At 67.1% G+C, this 3,390-nt stretch carries 5 protein-coding genes; 4 read left to right on the plus strand and 1 reads right to left on the minus strand.

What is annotated here, in order from left to right; genetic code table 11:
- The 3 genes from DD1DGNOD_RS05285 to DD1DGNOD_RS05295 form a co-directional block, all read left to right on the plus strand.
- Nucleotides 1-471 (plus strand): molybdenum cofactor biosynthesis protein MoaE (locus DD1DGNOD_RS05285; RefSeq protein ID WP_241255479.1); only part of this gene is annotated, 471 nt, incomplete at its 5' end.
- A 57-nt stretch (nucleotides 472-528) separates the two neighbouring features.
- Nucleotides 529-765: a hypothetical protein gene (locus tag DD1DGNOD_RS05290; RefSeq protein ID WP_131769578.1), complete on the plus strand. Its 237-nt coding sequence runs from the start codon at nucleotides 529-531 to the stop codon at nucleotides 763-765.
- Between the two features lie 113 nt (nucleotides 766-878).
- The gene (locus DD1DGNOD_RS05295; RefSeq protein ID WP_131769579.1) at nucleotides 879-1,919 is read left to right on the plus strand and encodes a YlbL family protein; all 1,041 of its coding nucleotides are present in this window, start codon (nucleotides 879-881) and stop codon (nucleotides 1,917-1,919) included.
- A 156-nt stretch (nucleotides 1,920-2,075) separates the two neighbouring features.
- On the opposite strand, the gene DD1DGNOD_RS05300 is transcribed toward DD1DGNOD_RS05295, so the two are convergent.
- Nucleotides 2,076-2,582 (minus strand): PPA1309 family protein, encoded by a 507-nt coding sequence (locus tag DD1DGNOD_RS05300; RefSeq protein ID WP_131765530.1) that lies wholly within the window; start codon nucleotides 2,580-2,582, stop codon nucleotides 2,076-2,078.
- A gap of 96 nt (nucleotides 2,583-2,678) precedes the next feature.
- Between DD1DGNOD_RS05300 and DD1DGNOD_RS05305 the strand changes: the two genes are divergently transcribed.
- On the plus strand, nucleotides 2,679-3,390 hold a 712-nt coding region (locus DD1DGNOD_RS05305; protein ID WP_165036442.1), incomplete at its 3' end, for a UPF0182 family protein.

Here is a 3,390-nt window from a genome sequence, read left to right on the forward strand (position 1 = left end):
GCCGTTGACCGCGAAGCGGCCGGACGGCCGGGCGCGGTACGGCCGGGTGCCGGACGGGTCGTCCTCGCGGCGGTCCGTAAGGAGGAGCTGTCGGTCGACGAGTGCCTGCGAGCCGTTCACAGGCCGGACGTGGGCGGAGTCGCGCTTTTTGTGGGCACGGTGCGTGACCACGACGGCGGGCGTGGAGTCACCGAACTGGAGTACACGGCCCACCCGAGTGCCGGCGCCGAGATGGGACGGGTGGCAGCCGGCGTAGCCGACGCGCACCCGGTGCTGGCCGTGGCCGTCACCCACCGGACGGGTCCGCTCGACGTCGGTGACATCGCCGTTGTCGTCGCGGTGGGCGCCGCGCACCGCGACGAGGCATTCGCGGCGTGTCGTCAGCTGATCGACGAAGTCAAGGCCCAGGTACCGATCTGGAAGCGGCAGGTCTTTCTGGACGGTTCGTCGGAGTGGGTGGGCGCGTGCTGAACGTGGCCTTATCATGAGGGTCGCCTCCCCCTTCCCCATCTTGACGCCGAGGCCGCCATGTGGTTCCTGCTTATTCCGCCGATCGCCGTCCTGATGACTCTTGTCTGGTTCGTCCTGCGTTCGCGTCCTGAACGCCGACCCGAAGCGTTGATCACCGTCGAGGGTTACCGGCGTAGCATGGCCGCTCTCGCGCGGCCGTTGCACTCGTCGCGTGATCCGTCCGCTCATGATCGAAACGGGGCGGTCCGTGCTGGCACCCGGCTACTGGACCCGCGACCACCGGACGCGCCGTAGCTTCTGCCCGCTGTGGATCCCTCGTGCGGGGTAGTTTCTCGGGCCTGCGCGCGCGTGAAACCGCGCGGAACAGGGTCATGATCGCGCGTTTTTCAGCCCGCTAGACTGCGAACATGACGCGGCGTATCCAGACACTCATTGTTGCGTCCACTTTGTCATTGCTGCTCGTGGTCGTGGGTCTGTGGCTACCGGTGCCGTTCGTGCTGCTGTCACCCGGGCCGGTAACCGATACGCTCGGGCGTCCTGACGGTAAGCCGCTGATCGAAATTGATGGCCGGCAGACCTATCCGACCTCGGGGAAGCTTGAGCTGACAACGGTCGAGGAGGTTCCCCGGCTGAACGTGCTCGGCGCGGTCCGTGGCTGGCTCGACAGCGACCAGGCCGTGGTGCCCCGGGAACTGGTACAGCCACCGGGCACCAGCGATGAGGAGATCCGCCAGGAGAACACCGCGGCGATGATCGATTCGCAGGATCAGGCGACCGCCGCGGCTCTCGGTGAGATCGGTGTCGCCGCAACCGGAACGTCCGTGGCCGTCCATCAACTCGGTGAGCACTCACCCGCCGAGGGCAAGCTGCTGCCGGGTGACGTGATCGTATCCGTGGACGGCACCGGCGTCTCCACGCAGGAGCAGCTGCGGGACGCGATAGCGCGCGTCCGCCCCGGGCAGCCGGTGGCCATCTCCTACGTTCGTGACAGCGGCGCGCCCGCGCAGACCTCCATCACGACGGTGCCCGCGCCGGGTGACGCGGGTCGGCCGGCTATTGGGATCATCACCACCGAGAAGCGCAGCTACCCGTTCACGGTGAAGATCAGAATCAAGGACGTGGGCGGACCGAGCGCCGGGCTGATGTTCGCTCTCGGCATAGTCGACCTCCTCGGGCCCGAGCAGCTCACCGGCGGCCGGACGATCGCGGGCACCGGCACCATCGACGCCAGCGGTACGATCGGGCCGATCGGAGGCATCCAGCAAAAGCTCCTCGGCGCCCGCCAAGCCGGTGCCGTGGCCTTCCTCGTACCGGCTGCGAACTGCGCGGACGCCCGGGAGTCCGCGCCGGCCGGTCTCCGGCTCGTCCGGGTCGAAACGTTGAAGGGTGCTATCAGCGATCTGAACGCTCTCGCCGGCAATCCGCAGGCGGACGTCCTCAGCTGCTGAGAACCGGGCAGCTGCCCTCCCACGGTGGTCCTCCGATCGGCCTCCGGCGTCCAGCGCCGGAGGCCGATCCGTCAGCGGAAGTGCTGGCCTGGGACAAAGACGGCGCGATCATGTTTTTCTCGCTCCCGGTCGCTGGTGAGCCCAGGTCCCCGGTCACTAGTGAAAGGTTGCGAGCAGGCCGTCCACGAGGCCGTCGGCAAGGTCCGGATCGACCACGAGCTCCTCCTCCCCGCGTACCCGCAGGCAGGACGCATGCTGCCCGTCGCGGGTCACCCCGACCGCCAACCGCACGTCCTGGCGTTCGGGATGGTTGGCCGCCCAGATCTCGATGTCCACCTCTTCGTAGGGAGCTTCCTGTTCGGCGCTCGGGGGCAGCACGACGAGTTCGGTGACCAGGACGCAGCCGAGGACCTCCGGAGGCCAGCCGATGCCGGCCAGCACCTCGTCAAGGCGTCCGGCGGGCAGGGGCTCCTGCTCGACCGGAGTGAGTGAACCGGGGACGACCTCGCCGATGTGCGAGGCCAGGGTCGGCTCACGGGCGACAAGCTCGGACGTGTCCGCCAGCGCGTAGACCTGACTGGGCTGGTCCCAGCCCAGATCGGCCACGTGCCGCTCGACCTCCAGCACGACGGAAGTCAACTCACTGATGTCGGGGCTGCTCACTAGCCCATCCTCTCCGATGGTGCCAGTCGGGCACTGGCGTAGGTTGCCTCCCAGGTGGACAACCCGGTCGTGTGCCCCCGACACAAGGAGGAGCGAGTGGCAGCAGCCCGCAGACCACTGGTGGTGCGTACCCGCATCCTCGTCCCCACTCTGGTCGTGGTCATTGTTCTGATCGTTCTACTCGGCGTCTTCACGCGGGTCTACACCGACCTGCTCTTCTTCCGGTCGGTCGGCTTCGGCAAGGTCTTCAACACCGCCCTGTCAACGCGGATACTGCTCTTCGTCGTCTTCGGTGCGCTGATGGCTGCCGCGGTGGGCACCAACCTGGCGCTCGCGTACAAGCTGCGACCACCGGTCCGTCCGCTCTCCCTCGAACAGCAGAATCTCGAGCGCTACCGGGTCGCCATCGAACCGTACATGGTCCCGATCCTGCTCGCGGTCTCGATCCTGTTCGGCATCGTAGCGGGTATCTCGGCATCCGGTCGGTGGCGGACCTGGCTGTTGTGGCGCAACGGCGAGTCCTTCGGGCAACGAGACGCCCAGTTCCACCGTGACATCAGTTACTACGCATTCACCTATCCGTTCCAGCGCTTCCTGCTCGGCTTTCTGTTGACCACCGTGGTGCTGTCGTTGCTGATAACACTGGTGACGCACTACCTGTTCGGCGGTATACGGCTGCAGACCCAGGGCGAACGGGTGGTGTCGGCGGCGAAGGCGCACATATCCGTCCTGCTGGGCCTGCTCGCCCTGCTGAAGGCGTGGGCTTACTACCTCGATCGCTTCGGGCTGGTTTTCTCCTCACGCGGGG

Origin of the sequence: Candidatus Protofrankia californiensis (genome assembly GCF_900634765.1) — a bacterium.
Taxonomy (GTDB): Bacteria; Actinomycetota; Actinomycetes; order Frankiales; family Frankiaceae; genus Protofrankia; species Protofrankia californiensis.

Bases quoted from the DNA above. Each gene is read 5' to 3' on its own strand.
- DD1DGNOD_RS05290 (WP_131769578.1), top strand. From the start codon at position 529: ATGTGGTTCCTGCTTATTCCGCCGATCGCCGTCCTGATGACTCTTGTC.
- DD1DGNOD_RS05295 (WP_131769579.1), top strand. From the start codon at position 879: ATGACGCGGCGTATCCAGACACTCATTGTTGCGTCCACTTTGTCATTG.